16 protein-coding genes are annotated in these 19,637 nt (G+C 63.8%); 4 read left to right on the top strand and 12 right to left on the bottom strand.

Annotated features, from left to right (window positions below; translation table 11 throughout):
* Window positions 1-22 precede the first annotated feature (22 nt).
* Window positions 23-736, bottom strand: coding sequence for an ABC transporter ATP-binding protein (locus AAGT95_RS15230; protein WP_110600140.1), 714 nt, complete (start codon window positions 734-736; stop codon window positions 23-25).
* Window positions 729-1,970 carry a lipoprotein-releasing ABC transporter permease subunit gene (locus AAGT95_RS15225; protein WP_110600142.1) on the bottom strand — a complete coding sequence of 414 codons (1,242 nt, stop codon included), beginning with the start codon at window positions 1,968-1,970 and terminating at the stop codon, window positions 729-731. Before AAGT95_RS15225 ends, AAGT95_RS15230 begins: the two co-directional genes overlap by 8 nt.
* Window positions 1,971-2,257: 287 nt before the next feature.
* Between AAGT95_RS15225 and AAGT95_RS15220 the strand changes: the two genes are divergently transcribed.
* The 3 genes from AAGT95_RS15220 to AAGT95_RS15210 all read left to right on the top strand — a co-directional run bounded on the left by AAGT95_RS15220 (window position 2,258) and on the right by AAGT95_RS15210 (window position 5,278).
* Window positions 2,258-3,310 carry an agmatine deiminase family protein gene (locus AAGT95_RS15220; RefSeq protein ID WP_342594380.1) on the top strand — a complete coding sequence of 351 codons (1,053 nt, stop codon included), beginning with the start codon at window positions 2,258-2,260 and terminating at the stop codon, window positions 3,308-3,310.
* A 9-nt stretch (window positions 3,311-3,319) separates the two neighbouring features.
* Window positions 3,320-4,219 carry a carbon-nitrogen hydrolase gene (locus AAGT95_RS15215; protein WP_342594379.1) on the top strand — a complete coding sequence of 300 codons (900 nt, stop codon included), beginning with the start codon at window positions 3,320-3,322 and terminating at the stop codon, window positions 4,217-4,219.
* A 147-nt stretch (window positions 4,220-4,366) separates the two neighbouring features.
* A complete protein-coding gene (locus tag AAGT95_RS15210) occupies window positions 4,367-5,278 on the top strand; it encodes a DNA replication terminus site-binding protein (protein WP_342594378.1) in 912 nt (303 codons plus the stop codon).
* A gap of 61 nt (window positions 5,279-5,339) precedes the next feature.
* Here the strand turns inward: AAGT95_RS15210 and sthA are convergent, their stop codons facing one another.
* The 10 genes from sthA to AAGT95_RS15160 form a co-directional block, all read right to left on the bottom strand.
* Complete coding sequence (gene sthA, locus AAGT95_RS15205; RefSeq protein ID WP_110600150.1) at window positions 5,340-6,731, bottom strand: Si-specific NAD(P)(+) transhydrogenase; 1,392 nt, start codon at window positions 6,729-6,731, stop codon at window positions 5,340-5,342.
* Window positions 6,732-6,805: 74 nt separating this feature from the next.
* Window positions 6,806-7,063 (bottom strand): (Na+)-NQR maturation NqrM, encoded by a 258-nt coding sequence (gene nqrM, locus AAGT95_RS15200; RefSeq protein WP_110600152.1) that lies wholly within the window; start codon window positions 7,061-7,063, stop codon window positions 6,806-6,808.
* An 11-nt stretch (window positions 7,064-7,074) separates the two neighbouring features.
* Window positions 7,075-8,115, bottom strand: coding sequence for an FAD:protein FMN transferase (locus AAGT95_RS15195; protein ID WP_342594377.1), 1,041 nt, complete (start codon window positions 8,113-8,115; stop codon window positions 7,075-7,077).
* The gene (gene nqrF / locus AAGT95_RS15190; protein WP_110600156.1) at window positions 8,112-9,344 is read right to left on the bottom strand and encodes an NADH:ubiquinone reductase (Na(+)-transporting) subunit F; all 1,233 of its coding nucleotides are present in this window, start codon (window positions 9,342-9,344) and stop codon (window positions 8,112-8,114) included. Before nqrF ends, AAGT95_RS15195 begins: the two co-directional genes overlap by 4 nt.
* A 65-nt stretch (window positions 9,345-9,409) precedes the next feature.
* Entirely contained in the window at window positions 9,410-10,030 is a 621-nt protein-coding gene (gene nqrE / locus AAGT95_RS15185; RefSeq protein ID WP_110600158.1) for an NADH:ubiquinone reductase (Na(+)-transporting) subunit E, read from the bottom strand.
* Window positions 10,023-10,703, bottom strand: coding sequence for an NADH:ubiquinone reductase (Na(+)-transporting) subunit D (locus tag AAGT95_RS15180; RefSeq protein ID WP_110600160.1), 681 nt, complete (start codon window positions 10,701-10,703; stop codon window positions 10,023-10,025). The genes nqrE and AAGT95_RS15180 overlap by 8 nt, the downstream gene beginning before the upstream one ends.
* Before the next feature lie 2 nt (window positions 10,704-10,705).
* Window positions 10,706-11,485 (bottom strand): Na(+)-translocating NADH-quinone reductase subunit C, encoded by a 780-nt coding sequence (locus AAGT95_RS15175; RefSeq protein ID WP_110600162.1) that lies wholly within the window; start codon window positions 11,483-11,485, stop codon window positions 10,706-10,708.
* A complete protein-coding gene (locus AAGT95_RS15170; protein ID WP_342594376.1) occupies window positions 11,482-12,732 on the bottom strand; it encodes an NADH:ubiquinone reductase (Na(+)-transporting) subunit B in 1,251 nt (416 codons plus the stop codon). The genes AAGT95_RS15175 and AAGT95_RS15170 overlap by 4 nt, the downstream gene beginning before the upstream one ends.
* Window positions 12,733-12,734: 2 nt before the next feature.
* Entirely contained in the window at window positions 12,735-14,084 is a 1,350-nt protein-coding gene (locus AAGT95_RS15165; RefSeq protein WP_110600166.1) for a Na(+)-translocating NADH-quinone reductase subunit A, read from the bottom strand.
* 322 nt (window positions 14,085-14,406) lie between these two features.
* The gene (locus AAGT95_RS15160) at window positions 14,407-15,858 is read right to left on the bottom strand and encodes a glyceraldehyde-3-phosphate dehydrogenase (protein ID WP_110600168.1); all 1,452 of its coding nucleotides are present in this window, start codon (window positions 15,856-15,858) and stop codon (window positions 14,407-14,409) included.
* Window positions 15,859-16,171: 313 nt separating this feature from the next.
* On the opposite strand from AAGT95_RS15160, the gene mfd reads away from it, so the two are divergent.
* Window positions 16,172-19,621: a transcription-repair coupling factor gene (mfd, locus tag AAGT95_RS15155; RefSeq protein WP_342594375.1), complete on the top strand. Its 3,450-nt coding sequence runs from the start codon at window positions 16,172-16,174 to the stop codon at window positions 19,619-19,621.
* The last annotated feature ends 16 nt before the right edge of the window (window positions 19,622-19,637 follow it).

Below are 19,637 nucleotides of genomic sequence, written 5' to 3'. Positions count from 1 at the left end.
GCTTCGGCTTTAGCTGATGATGTCAGACGGCGCTCAATTGGCCTCGGTCCAGGCGCATCGTACGATCCTGATGCGCCGCCAGCGACATGTCATGGGTGACCACCACGAACGCGCAATCGGTGGTCGCCGCCAGTTCGTCCATCATGGCGAGGATATTGCCCGCCGTATCCTGATCCAGATTGCCGGTGGGCTCGTCCATCAGCACCAGGCTGGGATCGGTGACCAGCGCCCGGGCAATGGCCACGCGCTGGCGTTCACCGCCCGACAGCTCGCCCGGCTTGTGCGCGCCTCGCGGCGCCATCCCGACCCGATCCAGCAGCTTCTGCGCCTTGTCGACCGCGACCTTGCGCGTCTGGCCGCGAATGATCAGCGGCAGCGCGACATTTTCCGCCGCGGTGAACTCCGCCAGCAGGTGGTGGAACTGGTAGACGAAGCCGATATAGCGATTGCGGAAACTGCCCAACGCCGCCTCACCTAGCCCCGCCAACGACTGGCCACCGATGATGACCTCGCCGCCGCTCGGCCGATCCAGGCCGCCAAGGAGATTGAGCAGCGTGGTCTTGCCGGAGCCCGAGCTGCCGACGACAGCCACCCGCTCGCCGGCTCGCACCTGCAGGTCCAGGTGGTCCAGAACGGTGATATCCTGCGGCCCCTCGCTGTAGACCCGCGTGAGCTGGCGGCAGTCGAGCATGATGTTGTCTCCGCTGGCGGATGATCGAGAGTCGAGTTCACTCATAGCGCAGCACCTCCGCTGGCTGAATTCGCGCCGCTCGCCAGGCCGGGTAGAGCGTCGACAGGAAGGTCAGGCCGAAGGCGCTGGAGACGATCACGACGAGATCGCTCATTTCGAGCCGCGATGGCAGATAGCTGATGAAATAGACATTGGGATCGAGGAACTGAATACCGGTGGCCGCCTGGAACCAGGCGATGATATCGGACACCGTCAACGCCAGAATGACGCCCGCGATGACGCCGATCACGATACCGATGATCCCGATCGCCAGGCCCTGCACCACAAAGATGCCCATGATCGATTTCGGCTTGGCGCCGATGGTGCGCAGAATCGCGATGTCCGCGTGCTTGTCGGTAACCACCATGACCAGTGTCGAGACGATGTTGAACGCCGCCACCGCGACGATCACCATCAGCAGCAGGCCGATCATGTGCTTTTCCATCTGGATCGCCTGGAACAGGTTGCCGTGGGTGTAGGTCCAGTCGAGGCCGCGATAGCCGGCGCCCAGATTCGAGACGATGTCCCGCGTCACCGGACCCGCCTTGAAAAGATCGTCAAGCTCGAGACGCAGCCCATCGACCTTGTCGCCAAGTCGAGCCAGTGTCTGCATGTCCTCGATATTGGCATAGGCCAGATTGGCGTCCAGGTCGGCTCCCACCTTGAAGATGCCGCTGACCGTGAAGCGCTTGAGCCGCGGGAAGACACCACCTGGCGTGATCGACGCCTCGGGCACCAGCAGGGTGACCCGGTCTCCCACGCCGACGCCGAGATTGCGCGCCAACAGCGAGCCGAGCACCACGTGCCAGCTGCCGGGCGACAGATCGTCCAGCGAACCGGCCTGCATGTGCTGGCCGATGATCGAGACCTTGCGCTCATATTCCGGCTGTACCCCGGTGACCATCGCCCCCTGGGTGCGACCGCTGGCCGAGAACATGCCCTGCTGCTGCACGTAGGGCGCGGAGGCGATCACATCCTTGTGCTGATCGACCTTCTCGGCCAATGCCTTCCAGTCCTGCATGCCGCCCTGCTGCTCGATGCGGGTATGCGGCACCATGCCCAACACCCGAGTGCGGAGCTCATGATCGAAGCCGTTCATGACCGAGAGCACCAGGATCAGAACCGCGACCCCGAGCGCCAGCCCGAGCATGGAGGTGAGTGAAATGAAGGAGATGAAGTGGTTACGTCGTTTGGCCCGAACATATCTCAGGCCCACCAGAAAGGGTAAGCGGTCAAGCATCAGGTAGGGTTCCTTGTCAGCAGCGGCTCATGTTACGGGTTTTGACGGTTGCGGCAAACGCTCGTCTGCCACGCGATTTGTCGCTTGCCAGCCACATCCCCCACGCTAGACTGTCACTCCGTCGGCGATTGGGCGGCGGATACCGTGGAACGGCGGCGATATTATCGATCGAATGCCCCTCGGCAGGTGTCGGTCGACCTCTTGCAGCGTCACGCTCAGGCTCTACAATGCCGCGTCCTCGACATCGGCTCTGACGCACACTGGCCCTTATGCGCAATGGAGACACCATGACCCTGCGTCTGTTCCCCGAATGGCACCCGCAAGATGCGATCCAACTGACCTGGCCGACGCCGACCAGCGACTGGGCGCCGCTGCTCGAGCACATCGAGGCGACGCTGGAAGCGATGGTGGTCGCGATCACGCGCTACCAGCCGGTGCTGATCGTCGTCCACGACGATCGCCAGCGGGCCCGTCTGGACGCCCGATTCGCGGCGCTAGGGGTCGATGCCGCCCGTTACCATCTCGCAGTGGCGCCCAGCGACGATACCTGGGCACGAGATCACGGCCCGATCGCCATCGAACGCGACGGCACTCTCGAGCTGCTCGACTACGTCTTCACCGGCTGGGGCGGCAAGTTTGCGGCCGAACGCGACGATGCGCTGACCCGGACACTGGCCGACCAACAGCTGTTCGCGGCCGCCGTGGTATCGCAAGCGCTGATCCTCGAGGGCGGCGCCATCGATACCGATGGCGAAGGCACCCTGCTGACGACTCGCGCCTGCCTGCTCAACCCCAATCGCAATCCGGGCCTGGATCGCGACGCGATCGAAAACCAGCTTGCGGAACAGCTCGGCGTTTCTCGCGTGCTGTGGCTCGAGCACGGCCATCTCGAGGGCGACGATACCGACAGCCATGTCGATACGCTGGCGCGTTTCTGCGATCCCGCAACGATCGCCTACGTACGCTGCGATGACCCCGACGATGTGCACCATGAAGCGCTGATGGCCATGGAAGAGGAACTCAAGGCCCTGCGGCGCGAAGATGGCTCGCCCTATCGTCTGCTGCCGCTGCCGTGGCCCAAGCCATGTTTCGACCCGGAAGACGGGCATCGCCTGCCGGCGACTTATGCCAACTTCCTGATCATCAACGGCGCGGTGCTGGTGCCGACCTACGGTGACGCTGCCGATTACCGCGCGCTCAAGGTGCTCGACGAGGCCTTCCCCGGTCGCGACGTGATACCGATCGACTGCCGTGCCGTCATTCGCCAGCATGGCAGTCTCCACTGTCTAACCATGCAGCTGCCGCGAGGTTCGCTGAACCCCGCACTCTTCCCAGGTTAAGGAGAGACAATGTCCAAGACACTCAAGATCGGTCTGGTGCAGCAGCAGGCCTGGCCGGAAAAACAGCGCAGCCTCGATGCGAGCGAAGCCGGCATCCGCGAACTCGCCGCCCAGGGCGCCGAACTGATCCTGCTGCAGGAGCTGCACGCGACCCACTATTTCTGCCAGTCCGAGGACACCGCGCTCTTCGATCTCGCCGAGCCGCTGGACGGACCGACCGGGCAGAGATTGACCGAGCTGGCTAGAGAGCTGGACATCGTCATCGTCGGCTCGATCTTCGAGCGCCGCGCCGCCGGCCTCTATCACAACACGGCGATCGTGCTGGATCGCGCCCGAGGCCGCGTCGGACACTACCGCAAGATGCACATTCCCGACGATCCCGGCTTCTACGAGAAATTCTACTTCACCCCGGGCGACGAGGACGCGAGCCAGGGGTTCGAGCCGATCGACACCTCCGTCGGCCGCCTCGGCGTACTGGTTTGCTGGGATCAGTGGTATCCGGAAGCCGCCCGTCTCATGGCCCTGGCGGGCGCCGACCTGCTGCTCTACCCCACGGCGATCGGTTGGACGCCCTCGGACGACGCCGCGGAGAAGCAGCGCCAGAAAGAGGCGTGGACCTTGATCCAGCGCTCTCATGGCGTCGCCAACGGCCTGCCGGTCCTCGTCGCCAACCGCGTCGGCCATGAAGCCGATCTATCGCAGGTTGGCGAAGGCATCGACTTCTGGGGTGGCAGTTTCGTCTGTGGTCCTCAGGGCGAATTGCTGGCCCATGCCGGCGAAGCGAGCGAGAACCTGCTGGTCGATGTCGATCTGTCACGCAGCGAGGACGTTCGCCGGATCTGGCCCTACCTGCGCGACCGCCGCGTCGACGCCTACGCCGACCTGACCCGCCGCTACCGCGACCGCTGACCCGCTCTCGTCGTGTCGCTGCCGCCGGACACGGCGGCAGCGCTGTCGGCCAAGTTCCGGTGTGGGCACCGCCCCACCGCTTTCCGCCACTTGCAACAGCAGCTAAGATAACGGTATAAACCGAAAGCCACCTCTCGGGACCCGTCAATGGAACTGCAGTATCGCCTGCTGGCCGAGCTCGAATCCGACTTCGACCACCTGATCGATGCGGTCGAGCATCTGGCAACGGCCTACGCCGACGACCCGACACCCGCCTGGGCACTGGGCGATTCGGCCGTCGACGCCAGCTGGCTCCGCCGCGCCTTGACCGATTTCTGGTATCAGGATGGGCAGGATGGTCGTGAAACGCGCAACTACATCGGTGTGATCGTCGCCGGACCGGCGATCATGGAAGCGGTCGAAGCGGTCAACTACGCCAAGGCACGATTTGCCGCGACACTGAAACGCATCCGTCACTCCGCGCCGAGACTGATCCCCGAGATCAAGGCCGTCCTGCCCTTCCGACATCCGGTGCTGCACGACCACCTGCGAGGCCAGGGGCTGGCCCGCCTGCATCTCAAGCAGTGCTGGCGCCAGTTGCCGGTCGCCGACGCGCCGCTCTCGCGCATCAGGCTTGCCTGGTACACCAGCGGCCGCTCGATCAAGCGCCTCAGCGTTGCCGATGCAGAAGCCCGATTGAAGCAGATGGATCTCGCGGCGCCGCACATTCAAATTCAACTGCGCAAGCTCGCCGACATCCCCAGCGACGAACCCCTGGCACAGATCCAGCAGCAGGCGCCGGTGATGCGAGCCAATCTGTTCTTCCGCGAGGCTTTGGAGGATGGGCGCATGCGTCGGGCCATGAACCTGCCGCTGCCCCTGTTCATCCCGGATCCCGCGCTGAAGCTACCGCATCTCAATGATCCGCCGGCACATCCACCGAAGACGCGAACCCGCGCCCGTCGATCCGATCAGCGCCTGGAAGACGATGTGTTTCTGAAGAGCCTGCGGGTCTATCGCTATCGCAACCCGGCGCTGCAGATCGCTATCGAACGTCAGCAAACGACAGAGAAGCCGTGACTCGACTCGCCTGAGTCAGCCCGGGCGCGCCCGACCAGTCGGGCGCGCTGGCTGGCCGGATTCAGAACAGCCGGTTCAGGCCGTTCTGGGCCGCGATGCGATAGGCCTCGGCCATGGTGGGGTAGTTGAAGGTGGTATTGATGAAATAGCGCAACGTGTTCGCCTCGCCCTTCTGCTGCATGATCGCCTGGCCGATATGGACGATCTCCGAGGCCTGGTCGCCAAAACAGTGGATCCCCAGAATCTCCAGCGTCTCGCGGTGGAACAGAATCTTGAGCATGCCGGCGGTATCGCCGGTGATCTGCGCGCGGGCGGTATCCTTGAAGAAGGCTTGAGCTACTTCGTAGGGCACCTTGGCTTCGGTCAGTTCCCGCTCGGTCTTGCCCACCGAACTGATCTCGGGAATCGTGTAGATGCCGGTGGGGATATCGTCGACGAAACGAAAATCCTCGCCGAGGAACTCGTCGCTGGCACTGCGGCCCTGGTCGTAGGCCGCACTCGCCAGGCTCGGCCAGCCGATCACGTCCCCCACCGCATAGATGTGCGGGATCGCCGTGCGATAGTGGTCGTCCACCTGCAACTGGCCGCGACCGTTGGCTTCCAGCCCGATGTTCTCCAGCCCCAGCTCGTCGGTATTGCCGGTGCGGCCGTTGGCCCACAGGAAGGCATCGGCGCGCAGACGCTTTCCGGACTCCAGATTGACCACCACACCGGCCTCATCCCCCTCGACACTGCGATACTCTTCGTTGTGCCGAATCAGCACGCCGTAGTTGCGCAGCTCATAGGAGAGCGCGTCGCTGATCTCGTCGTCGAGGAACGACAACAGCCGCTCACGAGTGTCGATCAGGTCGACCTTGACGCCCAGGCCGGAGAAGATGGAGGCGTACTCGGACCCGATCACACCGGCACCGTAGATGATCAGGGTGCGCGGCGTATGCGACAGGCCGAGAATGGTGTCCGAACAGTAGATCCGCGGGTGACGGAAGTTGACGTCCGCCGGCCGGTAAGGGCGCGACCCGGTGGCGATCACGAACTGCGGCGCACTGAGCTCTTCCGCGCCTTCGTGATTGTCGCGAACCACGACGGTGTGTTCGTCGCGGAAACGGGCCACGCCGAAGAACAGATCGATACGGTTGCGGGAGTAGAACTTGGTGCGGAGTTCGACCTGCTGATCGATCGTCACCCGGGAGCGTTCCAGAACCTTCGGAAACGAGAACCAGCGGGGCTCACCAATATCGCGAAACATGCGGTTGGTGTTGAACTGCATGATCTGCTTGACCTGGTGCCGCAGCGCCTTGGAGGGGATGGTCCCCCAGTGCGTGCAGTTGCCACCGACCGAGGACTGCCGCTCGACGATGGCGACACGCTTGCCATGCTTCGCCGCGTTGATTGCCGCGCTCTCTCCCGCGGGCCCCGAGCCGATGACCACGAGGTCGTAATTGTGAACTGCCATGTGCTTCGCCTACTCCTTACCCGATGGCTTCCGATTCGATTGGCTCGTGGCGACGCCGTTGCCCCGCATGTCACTCAACGCTTGACGGCGTTGTAACCCAGGTCCGCGCCGCGATTCTCGTCGCTGCGCCGACGCGCTCCGGCCAGGTTCTTGCGACTCTCCTCCTCGCAGACCTCATCGTTGCCGCCACAGATTTCGCACCCGTTCTTCAGGCCCAGCGTGTTGAGACCGCCGCAGGAGCCGGCAAGGGGCTTGCGCCCGAGGATGACGCCGATCGCCATGCCACCGACCAGCAGCAGCATGATGGCAAAGGCCAGAATCCAGATCGTCATGACTGATCCTCCTAATCCGAGTCTTTCAGGTAGCGCTGAAACGCGGTCGAGGCCCGAGTTTCAAAGCCATCCGGGGTTTTTACAACGAGATAGACCGCCAGGTTTTCCCGCTCGGCCATGGCATAGCCCGCGTCCGGCCCCATGACCTCCACCGCCGTGGCCAGCGCATCGGCCGTCATGCAGTCGGACGTGATCACCGTCACCGAGACCAGGTGATGCTGTATGGGCCGGCCGGTGCGCGGATCGATGGTGTGCGAGTATCGCTTGCCGTCGCTTTCGAAATAGTTACGGTAGTCGCCCGATGTCGCCACGGCCGAATCATCCAGCTCTATGATACGCTGCACGCTGCGCTCGTTCGAGATCGGTTTTTCCACCGCGATCCGCCACGGCTCGTCGCCGGGCTTGCTGCCCCGCGTGCGGATCTCGCCACCCACCTCGACCAGGTAGCGCTGCACGCCCAGGGCATCCAGGGCCCGCGCCACGGCGTCAACGCCATACCCCTTGGCAATGCCCGACAGATCGACATAGACCGGCTTGGTCTTGGTCAGGGTATTGCCATCGAGCTTCAGCGCCTGGTAATCGACCTCTTGCAGCGCCTTGGCAATGGCGTCGTCGCCGGGTACGCGATCCGGATGCTTGTCCGGCCCGAATCCCCACAGGTTCACCGCCGCGCCGACCGTGACATCGAAGGCGCCGTCGGAGATGTCACCGATCCGAATGGCCTCGCGGACCACTTCCGCGGTCTGCGGCGAGAGCTGGAACGGCTCCCCGACCGGCGCCTGATTGAACCTGGAGAGCTCGGAGTCCGGCTTGTAGGTCGACATCAGGTGATCGACCCGGTCCAGTGCCGCCTTGACCGAGCGCTCGATGTCGGCGAGCTGGTCGTCGTCGTAGTCGCCGTAGAAGGTGATATGGAACCCGGTACCGAAGATCGGCCCCTCCAGCCGGTAGGACTGGGGGTCACGCTCGCACCCGGCCAGCAGTGCGAATAGCAACAGGGCCAACCCCAGAAGGATCGGCCCTGTCGCTCGGCGCCGTTGCGATCCGATCATCCGCCGAAGTCATCCAGCATGATGTTCTCCGGCTCGACGCCGAGATCGGTCAGCATCTTGATCACCGAGGCATTCATCATCGGCGGCCCGCACATGTAGTACTCGCAATCCTCCGGTGCCGGGTGATCCTTGAGGTAGTTCTCGTAGAGCACGTTGTGAATGAACCCGGTGGGCCCTTCCCAGTTGTCTTCCGGCTGGGGGTCGGAGAGCGCCAGGTGCCACTCGAAGTTGTCGAACTCTTCGGCCAGCTGGTCGTACTCTTCGTTGTAGAAGGTCTCCCGCCAGGAGCGCGCACCGTACCAGAACGACATCTTGCGCGACGACTTCAGCCGCTTGAGCTGGTCGAAGATATGGCTGCGCATCGGCGCCATGCCCGCGCCGCCGCCGATGAACACCATCTCGGCGTCGGTATCCTTGGCGAAGAATTCGCCGAACGGCCCCATCACGGTCACCTTGTCGCCCGGCTTCATCGCGAAGACGTAGGTCGACATCAGGCCCGGCGGATGGTTCGACTTGGGCGGCGGCGTCGCGATACGGATGTTGAACTTGAGAAGCCCCTTCTCTTCCGGGTAGTTCGCCATCGAGTAGGCGCGGATCACCTCCTCGTCGCTCTTGTGCGAGATGTCGAACAGGCCGAATTTCTCCCAGTCCCCGCGGTACTCCTCCTCGATATCGAAGTCCGAGAACTTGATGTCGTAGGGCGGCGCCACTAGCTGCACGTAGCCGCCGGCCCGGAAGGCGACTTCCTCGCCTTCCGGCAACTTGAGGTTGAGCTCCTTGATGAAGGTCGCGACGTTGGGGTTCTGCGTCACCTCGCATTCCCACTTCTTGACCCCGAACACCTCGTCGGGGACGCGGATCTTCATGTCCTGCTTGACCGGCACCTGGCAGGAGAGGCGCCAGCCCTCCTTCTTCTCGCGCAGCGTGAAGTGAGACTCTTCGGTCGGCAGGATCGAGCCGCCGCCGTCACTCACCTGGCACTTGCACTGGGCGCAGGAGCCGCCGCCGCCACACGCCGATGAGAGAAAGATACCGTTGGCGGCGAGCGTCTGCAGCAGCTTCCCACCGGCCTGGGTGGTCACGGTGTTGTCAGGGTCGCCATTGATCTCGATCGCCACGTCGCCGCTGCTCACCAACCGGCTGCGCGCCGCCAGAATGATGGCCACCAAACCCAGCACGATCACGGTGAACATGACGACGCCGAGCACGATGATGGATGTATCAACCATGTCGGATTCCTATATTCCTGTTTGCGGCGGCGCCGCTGTCACGACGCCACCCGGTCATGTTGGTGTCAGAGCTGAATGCCGGAGAAGGACATGAAGCCCAGCGACATCAACCCGGCCGTGATGAAGGTGATGCCGAGACCCTGCAGGCTGCCCGGTACATCGCTGTACTTGAGCTTCTCGCGGATACCCGCCAGCGCCATGATGGCCAGGGCCCAGCCGGCGCCGGCCCCGGCGCCGTAGATCACCGACTCGCCAAAGGTATAGTCGCGCTGCACCATGAACAGCGACGCCCCCATAATGGCGCAGTTGACCGTGATCAGCGGCAGGAACACACCCAGGGCGTTGTAGAGTGCCGGCACGAACTTGTCGAGGAACATCTCCAGAATCTGGACGATGGCGGCGATGACGCCGATGTAGCTCAACAGTCCCAGGAAGCTGAGGTCGATGTTCTCGGCCCCTTCCAGGCCGGTCCAGCTCAGCGCGCCCGCCTTGAGCAGGTAGTTCAGGATCAGATTGTTGACCGGCACGGTGATCGTCAGGACCACGATCACGGCGATGCCCAGGCCGATGGCCGAGGAGATCTTCTTGGACACGGCCAGGAAGGTACACATGCCGAGGAAGAAGGCCAGCGCCATGTTCTCGACGAAGACCGCCTTCACGAACAGGCTGAGATAGTGCTCAAACATTGGCGGTCTCCTTGATCTTGGCCTTGCTGTTGGCAACGATGCGATATTCGGTCTTCTCGATCTGCTCCGGGTTGAACCAGCGCAGTACCCAGATCATCAGCCCGATGACGAAGAACGCGGACGGCGGCAGCAGCATCAGGCCGTTCGGGACGTACCAGCCGCCGCTCTGGACGGTCGGCAGGATCGTCAGGCCGAACACGCTGCCGGAGCCCAGCAGTTCACGCACGAAACCGACGATCAGCAGGATCACCGCATATCCCAGGCCGTTGCCGACGCCGTCGAGGAAGCTCATCACCGGCCCGTTCTGCATGGCATAGGCTTCGGCACGCCCCATGACGATGCAGTTGGTGATGATCAGGCCGACGAACACCGACAGCTGCTTGGACATGTCGTAGGCATAGGCGCGCAGCACCTGGTCGACCACGATCACCAGCGACGCGATGATCGTCATCTGCACGATGATGCGGATCGACGATGGGATGTGATTGCGGATCAACGATACGAACATGCTGGAGAAGGCCGTGACGACAATCACCGCCAGACCCATGACCAGCGAGACGCTCATGGAGTTGGTCACCGCCAGCGCCGAACAGATCCCGAGTACCTGCAAGGCAATCGGGTTGTTCTTGAACACCGGCGACAGGACGACGTCTTTCACGGAGTCGGTAGCCATCTTCACGCACCTCCTTGGGAATCGTCGTGGAATCGGGCCAGGTACGGGGCGTAGCCCTCGTCACTCAGCCAGAACCGCAACATGTTGGTGACGCCCCGACTGGTGAGCGAGGCCCCCGACAGCGCATCGACTTCGTATTCGCCGCTGGCACCGCCTTTCACGAGTTGAATCTGAGGATCCTGGAAATCATCGCCCTCGTAGATCTTCTTGCCGTCCCACTTGGCCTTCCAGCGCGGGTTGTCGACCTCGCCACCGAGGCCCGGCGTCTCCGACTGGTCGTAGTAGGATAGACCCACGATGGTATTGCCGTCGCCACGCACGGACAAGAAACCTTCCATCAGGCCCCACAGTCCCTGGCCCCGGATCGGCATGACGATCTGCTCCGGATCGTCGGGATCGCCGACCAGATAGACCGTGGAGTAGTTCTCCTGACGCCCGATGCCGGCGATATCGTCCTCACCCGACAGCGTGCGAGAGGTGGCCGGGTCCCTGGCGGCATCGAACTGGTCGTAGCTGTCCGGATCCAGGTCGTCGGAATATTCGCCGGTCTTGAGATCGACCACCCGCGGGGTGATCAGCTCGGCGTACTTCTCCTCGACATCGTCGCCCGGCTTGTAGAGCTGGGTCACCTGGAGGATGTTGCTCTTGCGATCCAGCTCCTGGTTCTGAACCTGCTTCGGCTTGAGAACCACGGCTGCGGAAGAGACGACCACCGAGCAGACGACGCAAAGTGAGAATGCGACGATCAGCGTCTTCTTGATCGAGTTGTTGCTCGCCATCAGACAGCCTCCTTCTCGGTGGGCGTGGGCGTGGGCGCCGGCGCCAGGCTCGCGAGCCGCTTCTGGCGTCGCCGGATGTTAGCCTGCACGAAATAGTGGTCGATGAGGGGCGCGAACAGGTTGGCGAACAGGATCGCCAGCATGATGCCCTCGGGGAATGCCGGGTTGACCACGCGGATCAGCACCGTCATCACCCCGATCAGCGCACCGAAGATCAGCTTGCCGCGATCGGTCATGGACGCCGACACCGGATCGGTGGCCATGAACACCATGCCGAAGGCGAACCCGCCCAGCACCAGATGCCAGTACCACGGCATCGCGAACATCGGATTGGTGTCGGAGCCGACGAAGTTGAACAGCGTGGAGGTCAGGATCATGCCGAGCATGACACCGGCCATGATGCGCCAGGAGGCGATACGCGTCAGCAGCAGCACCGCCGCACCGATCAGAATCGCCAGGGTCGAGGTCTCTCCCACCGACCCCTGGATGAAGCCGAAGAAGGCATCCCACCAGCTGTACTGCTGATGCAGGCCTTCCATGCCGTTGAGCGACGCATTGGAGAGCGCCGTGGCACCGGTATAGCCGTCGGCCGGCACCCAGACGCTGTCACCGGAGATCTGGGCCGGATAGGCGAAGTAGAGAAAGGCACGTCCGGTCAGGGCCGGGTTGAGGAAGTTCTTGCCGGTACCGCCGAAGATCTCCTTGCCGATCACCACGCCGAAGGTGATGCCGAGTGCCACCTGCCACAGCGGGATGGTCGCCGGCAGCGTCAGCGCGAACAGCACGGAGGTGACGAAGAAGCCTTCGTTGACCTCGTGGCCACGCTTGACCGCGAACAGCACTTCCCAGAAACCGCCCACCACGAACGTCACCAGGTAGATGGGGAGGAAGTAGGTGGCGCCAAGGACGAAGTTGGCCCAGATACTCGCCGGATCGTGGCTACCCGCCAGCGCCATGGTCAGCGTCTCGCGCCAGCCACCGATCGCGCTGAAACCATCGGCAATGGCCAGGTTGGCCTGATAGCCGGCGTTGTACATGCCAAAGAACATGGCCGGGAAAGTACAGGCCCAGACCGTGATCATGATGCGTTTCAGGTCGATCCCGTCGCGCACGTGCGTCATGCTCTTGGTGACGCTGGGCGGCGAGTAGAAAATGGTGTCGACCGCCTCGTAGAGGGCGTAGAACTTCTCGTACTTGCCGCCCTTCTCGAAATGAGGCTCCAGCTTGTCGAGCGTGTTGCGAATCCCCATCGTCAGGCCTCTTTCTCGATCATGGTCAGGTTGTCGCGCAGGATGGGACCATACTCGTACTTGCCGGGGCACACGTAGGTGCACAGCGAGAGGTCTTCCTCGTCCAGTTCCAGGCAGCCGAGCTGCATCGCCGATTCGATGTCGCCGACGATCAGCGAGCGCAGCAACTGGGTCGGCATGATGTCCAACGGCATCACTTTCTCGTATGCGCCGATCGGCACCATGGCGCGCTCGGAGCCGTTGGTCGAGGTATTGGGCGCGTAGTTGGGCAGTCCCAGGAACTGGGAGACGTAGATCCCCATCACCGAATGGCGATTGCGACCGGGCGACAGCCAACCCATGAAGGCGCGCTTGTTGCCCTCTTCCAGCAGCGAGAACTGACGATGGAAGCGCCCCAGGAACTGGCGGCTCCCCTCGCACTGCGTGCCACCGAAGATCGATCCCGAGATGACCCGCGTCCCCTCCGGCTGCTCGATCTCGCCCTCGAGCAGCTCACTGCTGCTCGCGCCCAGCCGCGTCCGGACCAGGCGGGGGTTCTTGGCCCGCGGGCCGCCGATGGCGACGACGCGGGTCGGGTCGAGATGGCCCTCGACGAACAGCTTGCCGATGGCGATCACGTCCTGGTAGTCGAGATGCCACACCTGGCGCTGCAGTCCCACCGGCGAAAGGTAATGAATATGCGTCCCCACCAGACCGGCGGGATGTAGGCCGTCGAAGCCCTGGGCATCGACGCCGTCGAGGTCATCTCCCGGCAAGGGGCTGTCGCCACGGCGACACACGAACAGCTTTCCGGGGGTCAGATGCCGGATCACCTCCAGCCCCTGACGGAAGGCATCGCTGTCGGCATCGATGATCACCCTGGGATCTGCCGCCAGCGGATGGGTGTCGATGGCCGTCACGAAAATGTCCGCCGGCACCGCATCGAGCGCCGGGACCCGGGAGAACGGCCGCGTGCGCAACGCCGTCCACAGGCCGGACGCGACCAGTTGATCAACCACCTGCTGGCGTGAGAGCGACGCCAACCCGTCCACCCCATACGCCGTGAACGTTTCGCTCTGTTCTTCTTCATCAAGCTTGATGACGACCGACAACAGGCGACGCTTCTCACCCCGATTGATGGCAACCACTTCGCCGGCGCCGGGCGCGGTATAGCGCACCCCCGGCACCTTCTTGTCGGTGAACAACACCTGGCCCCGCTTGACGCGGTCGCCTTCACGGACCTCCATGGTCGGCTTCATGCCGACATAGTCGGACCCGAGCAGCGCGACGTGACGCACGGCGCGCCCCTCGTCGAGACGCTGCTCCGGCGCCCCCGCGACGGGGAGATCCAGGCCTCGTTTGACTTCGATCATAGTCTCGCCCAGTTGTCGAATCTGATATTCGTAAGGAAAGAGCCGACTGACGTCAGGCAGCTTGATTATCCACCGGCAGCGTCGCAGGCGGGAAAGATGACGTCACGGAATTCGATGCTTTGCTTACCAGAAATGAAAGTGGCTTCCGCGGACCGTTGCCTAGGGACCGCACCTAAAAAACGGGCACCAGTATAATGATGCGGGCCTCGGAAGACTACTCGCCGGGGTGCCGACCCGGCCGTCGCACCACGAAAAAGTCCCGGCAGGACCGGGACTTTGGACAGCGAAAGCCAATATCTTAGACCAAAGTCGAATCAACGACTCAGGGCGTGGCAGGCAGGTAACGGTGACAGACGCGCGACATGTACTGAAGAATTCTCACCACCTGACAGCTGTAACCGAATTCATTGTCGTACCAGACGTAGAGCACCGCCTGTCGATCGTTGGCGATGGTGGCCTTGGCATCCAGCACGCCGGCGTGACGATTGCCGACGAAGTCCGATGACACCACTTCCGGCGAGTCGACGTAATCGATCTGCTTGTGCATCGGCGAGTGCAGCGCCATCTGGCGCAGATACTCGTTGAGCGCCTCGCGGTCGGTCGCCTTGCCGAGGGAGAGGTTCAGGATCGCCATCGAGACATTGGGCGTCGGCACCCGGATCGCGTTGCCGGTCAGCTTGCCCGACAGCGCCGGCAGCGCCTTGGCCACCGCCTTGGCCGCACCGGTTTCCGTCAGCACCATGTTGAGCGGTGCACTACGACCCCGGCGGTCCCCCTTGTGGTAGTTGTCGATCAGGTTCTGGTCGTTGGTGTAGGAGTGAACGGTCTCGACATGGCCGTGGACGATGCCGAACTCGTCGTCGATCGCCTTCAACACTGGAACGATGGCGTTGGTGGTGCAGGAAGCCGCCGAAACGATGCGATCGTCGTCGCCGATGGTCTGGTGATTGATGCCATGGACGATGTTCTTGAGATCGCCCTTGCCCGGCGCCGTCAGCAGAACCTTGGAGACGCCCCGGGATTCCAGATGCTGGGCCAGTCCCTCACGGTCACGCCACTTGCCGGTGTTGTCGACCACGATGGCGTTGTCGATGCCGTAGGCGGTGTAGTCGATCTCGGCCGGAGAGTCGGCGTAGATGATACGGATGTAATGGCCGTTGGCGATCAGCGCATGATTGTCGTAGTCGACGTCGATCGACCCGGAGAAGGGGCCGTGCACGGAGTCGCGACGCAGCAGGCTGGCCCGTTTCTCGAGATCGTCGCCGCTGCCGCGCACGACGATGGCGCGCAGGCGCAGCAGATTGCCGCCCCCCGCCTTCTCGATCATGATCCGGGCGAGAATGCGCCCGATCCGCCCGAAACCGTAGAGCACCACGTCCTGGGGCTCGCCACCCATGCCGCTGCTGTCGTGACAGCCGACGATGTCGGCCAGTTCACGCTTGAGAAACGCCACGACGTCGGTCTCGCCCGCGTTCTTGAACGCCACGCCAAGGCGGCCGATATCGATGTGCGCGGGCCCCAGCTCGAGCTCGGTCATCGCCCGCACCATCGGCAGCGTATCGGCGATCGACAGTTCGGTGCCCTCGACCTTGCGGACGTAGCGGTGGTTCTTGAGAATTCGCGTGACAGAGCGATTGATCAGCGAGCGGCCGAACAGCGACGGAATCACGTTGTACTGGCGATAGAGCTTGCCCAGCAGGGGAATCATCTCCTCGGCGCGAGCTTCGTTGTCCTGCCACTGCTGGAAGACGGTATCGAGCTGATCCTGACTCACAAGCTTGTCTCTCTCTGGTCGAATTGGCGGTCGAACGGGCTCGTCGAGCCGGTCGTTCCATCGGATGGTGGGGGTGTCGCTCGGGCAAGGGTCCAGTCGCGCTGGACGATATCGAGTCGACTCAAAAACCCCATTATTATCTTCACCCTACGAAACGGGCCGCAATCATTGCGTGGTCGCAACTGTTGTAGTTTCACTACAAAGGTCGTAGCCGGCAGCTCCCCCACCAAAGACAAGAAATACGACTCGGCGCCCCCGGCCGCGCCACGGCCTGCTATCATCCCTCAACGCAAATTCGTCGCTCGAAAGGCCCATGTCGCACTTCACACCGCTCGCCCCGCCGCTGCCGACCGGCAAGCGCGAAACCACCTATTGCCAACTGCCCCAGGGAAGCGCGGCCGCGCTGGCCCTGGCGCGGATCGCCGATGATGCACCGCTGCTGGTCGTCACCCCCGACACCGCCAGCGCGCAGCGTCTCGAGAGCGACCTGCGCTTCTATGCCTCGGTCCCGGTCATGCCGTTCCCCGACTGGGAAACGCTGCCCTACGACAGCTTCTCGCCGCACCAGGACATCGTCTCCGCACGACTGCGCACGCTGCGCGAGCTCCAGGAGGGCACGCAAGGGATCGTGCTGGTCTCGGTCAATACCCTGATGCAGCGGCTGCCGCCGCGCGACTACGTGGCAGGCCGCGTGCTGACGCTGGCGACCGGAGAGCGGCTCGACCGGGAAAGCTTCCGCGAGCGCCTCTCCCGGGCCGGCTACCGGGCGGTGGAGACGGTCTACGAGCCCGGCGAATACGCCATGCGCGGCTCGCTGATCGATCTGTTCCCGATGGGCGTCGACGCACCGCTGCGCATCGATCTGTTCGACGATGAAATCGACACCCTTCGCCGCTTCGATCCCGACACCCAGCGCACTCAGGACAGGATCGAGCGTATCGATCTGCTGCCGGCGCACGAATACTCGCTTTCGCGCTCGGCCATCGCCTGTTTCCGCGAGGGCTTCGAGACGCTGTTCGATGTCGACCCGCGCCAGTGCCCGCTCTACGTCGATGCGATCAAGGGCATTCCCTCGCCGGGACTCGAACAGTACCTGCCACTGTTCTTCGAGGAGACGGCCACCCTCTTCGAGCATCTCGCGGACCAGACCCGGGTCGCGCTGCTGCCCGACGTCTTCGATGCCGCCGAGCACCACTGGCGCTCGATCGAGGGTCGCTTTGACAACCTCGGCGTCGATCCCACCCGCCCGCTGCTGCCGCCGGCAAAAGCCTTCGTGCCCGCCGCCGAAGTGTTCGCGGCGATCAAGCAGCACCCGCGACTGGAGTTCGTGACCGACCCGGAATCGCCTCATGTCGCCCCCAGCGCGACGCAATCCCCGCCGGCGGTCGCGATCAACGCCCGGGCCCAGCGCCCGCTGGCAACGCTGGAAGCGTTCCTCGACTCGCATCGCGATCTGCGCGTCCTGTTCGTCGCCGAGTCCCGCGGCCGACGCGAGGCGCTGGACGAAGCCCTGGCCCCGTTGCACCGCGACATTCCGCATATCGAGAACTGGCAAGATTTCCTCGATACCGGCCAGCCCCTGGCGATCACCGAAGGCACACTGGGCGAAGGGTTGTGGCTGGGCGATCCCGCCATCGCGATCATCACCGAGACCGAGCTCTACGGTGAAGTCGTGCGTCAGACCCGGCGCCGCGCCAAGGCCACCGACGACAACGAGCTGGCCGTTCGCCACCTCTCCGAATTGCGCCCGGGATCGCCGGTGGTCCATCAGCACCATGGCGTGGGCCGCTACCAGGGGCTGGAGATGCTCACCGCGGGTGGCCAGGCGGCGGAATTCCTGGCCCTGGAGTACGCCGGCGGCGCCAAGCTCTACGTGCCGGTCGACAACCTGCAGTTGATCTCCCGCTACGCCGGCGCCAGCGACGAGCTCGCCCCGCTGCACAAGCTGGGCTCGGACAGCTGGGACAAGGCCAAGCGCAAGGCGGCCGAGAAAGTTCGCGACACCGCCGCCGAGCTGCTCGACATCTACGCCCGGCGAGAGGCCAGGGAGGGGTTCGCCAGCGACGCGCCCGGCGACGAGTACCTGCGGTTCGCGGCCAGCTTCCCGTTCGAGGAGACGCCCGACCAGCACGCCGCCATCGAGGCCGTGATCGGGGACATGACCGCCCCGCGCCCGATGGATCGCGTCGTCTGCGGCGACGTCGGCTTCGGCAAGACCGAAGTCGCCATGCGCGCCGCCTTCCTGGCCGTCAATTCGGGTCGCCAGGTGGTGGTGCTGGTACCGACCACCCTGCTCGCCCAGCAGCACTACGACAACTTCCGCGATCGCTTCGCCGACACCGCGGTACAGATCGAGATGCTCTCGCGCTTCACCGGCGGCAAGGGGGAAAGCGATGCCCTGGAGCGCATCGGCGAGGGGCGTGCCGACATCGTCATCGGTACCCACAAGCTGCTCTCCCGGTCGGTCAAGTTCTCCAACCTGGGGCTGATGATCATCGACGAGGAGCACCGTTTCGGGGTCGCGCAGAAGGAGCGCCTCAAGCAGATGCGCGCCGAAGTGGACATCCTCACCCTCACCGCCACGCCCATCCCGCGCACGCTCAACATGGCCATGAACGGGATACGGGACCTGTCGATCATCGCCACGCCACCGGCGCGACGCCTCTCGGTCAAGACCTTCGTGCAGCAGCGCAACGAGCCGGTGGTCAAGGAAGCGATCCTCCGGGAAGTGCTGCGCGGCGGCCAGGTCTACTTCCTCCACAACGAAGTCAAGACGATCGAATCCAGCGCCGAGAAGATCCGTGAACTGGTACCCGAGGCACGGGTCGGGGTGGCCCACGGTCAACTCCCGGAGCGGGCGCTGGAGCGGGTCATGTCGGACTTCTACCACAAGCGCTTCAACGTGCTGGTCTGCTCGACCATCATCGAGACCGGCATCGACGTGCCCAGCGCCAACACCATCATCATCGAGCGGGCCGACAAGTTCGGGCTGGCCCAGCTGCACCAGTTGCGCGGCCGCGTCGGTCGAAGCCACCATCAGGCCTACGCCTACCTGCTGACGCCGCCGCCAAAGGCGATGACCAAGGACGCGATCAAGCGGCTCGAGGCCATCACCCAGAGCGACGACCTCGGGGCCGGCTTCACTCTCGCCAGCCACGACATGGAGATCCGTGGCGCCGGCGAGCTGCTCGGCGACGAGCAGAGCGGTCAGATGGAAACCGTCGGCTACAGCCTCTACATGCAGATGCTGGACCGCGCGGTCAAGGCCATCCGCGCCGGCAAGACGCCCAACATCGAAGCGCCGCTGGATGACGGCACCGAAATCAGCCTCAACCTGCCGGCACTGATTCCCGAGGACTACCTGCCGGACATTCAGCAGCGCCTGATCATGTACAAGCGGATCAGCAGCGCGCCCGACGAAGCGGCACTCAAGGAACTCCAGGTGGAGATGATCGACCGCTTCGGGCTACTGCCGGCGCCGCTCAAGACCCTGTTCCGGCAGACCGGGCTGCGTCAGCGGGCGGAGCGGCTCGGGATCGCCAAGCTGGAAGCGGGAGCCGAGCGCGGACGCGTGATCTTCGGTCCGGACCCACGGGTCGACCCGATGACGCTGGTCGAGCTGATCCAGCGCCACCCCGCCGAGTACAAGCTCGACGGTGCCGATACCCTGCGCTTCTACGGTGACATGGAGAAGGAGGAGGATCGCTTTCAGCGTATCGGCCAGCTGCTGGAGACGTTCAACCGCAGGGCTAAGGCGGCTTGAATCGGCGGGGGCCGGC

The sequence above is a fragment of the Salinicola lusitanus genome (assembly GCF_038648475.1).
GTDB classification, from domain to species: Bacteria; Pseudomonadota; Gammaproteobacteria; order Pseudomonadales; family Halomonadaceae; genus Salinicola; species Salinicola lusitanus.
This window is presented reverse-complemented; position numbering and strand designations above follow the sequence as displayed.